The following is a 1221-nucleotide window of genomic DNA, read 5'->3' on the forward strand; positions in this document are numbered from 1 at the left end:
GGCATGCTATCAGATGCAGTAAATAGGCTAATACCAAACTGAAAAAGAATACCTGCCATCATGCCCGCAGCAACGTCTTGCGGAATCCACTTCAGTAATTTGTCGAAGTAACCTGTAATACCAATTAAGAAAATAACGATGGCAGAAGTAATATAGGCGGCTACTGCTTCATTCAATGAGACATTTGGAAATAGAGTAACTAACAGGGCAGTACCCGGTGCAGACCACGCGGTAATCACAGGAGTCTTATATTTAATCGAAAGATAAATACCTGAAACGGCAGCGCCGATTGAAATTCCCCAAATCCATGACACCATCATATCTGTGGACACATGGGCACGCTGAGCAGCTTGGAAAAAAATAATCAGTGGGCCTGAGTAAGAAATTAAAACTGCAAGAAAGCCCGCAACTGTTGCTGATATGGACCAGTCATTTTTTAATGTCTTGAACAGGGTTGCCATGTCTGATTGCCTCCATGCAAATCATGTTATTTATCCAAATATATAAAAAGATCAGGGTTAACCCTGATCTCCACCTCCGACCGGAATGACCGATCCCGTCATATACGATGCTTCGTCTGATGCAAGAAATAAAATTGCATTGACTTGTTCTTGAATTGTGCCATAACGCCCCATAAATGTTCGATCTTTTGTTTGATCAACTACTTGTTGCATCCAGTTTTTTTCATTTTGACTTAACGGGTTGGCATTGCGTGGTACTTTGCGAGGTGGCGCTTCGGTTCCACCAGTCGCAACAGCATTGACTCGAATCCCGTCTTTAGCATGTTCAAAAGCAAGAGACGCGGTTAGCGCATTTATCCCGCCTTTAGATGCGGAGTATGGAATACGGTTAATACCACGGGTTGCAATGGAAGATACATTTACAATAACGCCCGCTTGTTGCTTAATCATGGCAGGCAACACAGCGCGGCAGCACCATAAAGTTGGAAACAATGAGCGATTCACTTCCTTAATGATTTCTTCTTCGGAAAACTCTTCAAAAGGTTTCATCCAGATCGCGCCGCCTACGTTATTAATCAGGATATCTACCCGACCATAATGTTCGATGGCTTTTGTAACAACCGCTTGTGCACCTGCATAGGTTTCTAGGTCAGCATTAACCGTGACAGCATCACCACCTGTACGCTGAATTTCTGTGAGTACTTCTTCAACATATTCAGAGCGGTCAGCCATGACGACTTGTCCACCTTCAGCTGCAACT

1 protein-coding gene and 1 pseudogene are annotated in these 1221 nt (G+C 43.7%); both read right to left on the reverse strand.

Going from position 1 to position 1221, the window contains the following annotated elements; all coding sequences use genetic code 11:
• A pseudogene (gene benE, locus VXQ92_RS19170) lies at positions 1-461 on the reverse strand (benzoate/H(+) symporter BenE); the annotation flags it as partial.
• Positions 462-518: 57 nt separating this feature from the next.
• The coding region (gene benD / locus VXQ92_RS19175) for a benzoate diol dehydrogenase BenD (protein WP_416682870.1) at positions 519-1221 on the reverse strand (703 nt) is incomplete at its 5' end.

Source organism: Acinetobacter sp. 228, assembly GCF_048147885.1.